Source organism: Streptomyces sp. AC627_RSS907, assembly GCF_019049165.1.
On record NZ_JAGMUE010000524.1, the window covers coordinates 1 to 602 of the forward strand.

Here is a 602-nt window from a genome sequence, read left to right on the forward strand (position 1 = left end):
ACGACACGGCCTTCGCGCCGCACCGCACGCCCGATCCAGCCCGCCTCAGGGCCATCTCCGCCCGGGCCCTGAGATCTCGCCCGTAACGGAATGTAACCGTCCACTCCCAAGGTCGACCGAACGCCTGACCCCCGACCGCGGGTACAGTGTGTGTTGTGCGTGGTGACGGACTACTCAGCCACGATCTCCTTCCCGGCGAGAAGGGCCCCCAAGACGCCTGCGGCGTCTTCGGTGTCTGGGCTCCGGGTGAAGAGGTCGCCAAACTCACCTATTTCGGGCTGTACGCGCTGCAGCACCGTGGACAGGAGTCCGCGGGCATCGCAGTGAGCAACGGCTCCCAGATTCTCGTCTTCAAGGACATGGGCCTGGTCTCTCAGGTCTTCGACGAAACCTCCCTCGGCTCCCTCCGCGGCCACATCGCCGTGGGGCACGCCCGCTACTCCACCACCGGTGCGTCGGTGTGGGAGAACGCGCAGCCCACCTTCCGCGCGACCGCGAACGGCTCGATCGCGCTGGGCCACAACGGGAACCTCGTCAACACCGCCGATCTGGCCGAGATGGTCGCCGAGCTGCCCCGCGAGGGCGGTCGGGCCACCCAGGTC

General features: G+C 67.9%; 1 pseudogene. It reads left to right on the forward strand.

Features of this window, described 5'->3' with window-relative positions:
- Window positions 1–155 precede the first annotated feature (155 nt).
- Window positions 156–602, forward strand: a pseudogene (locus KUM32_RS36820) (amidophosphoribosyltransferase); the annotation flags it as partial.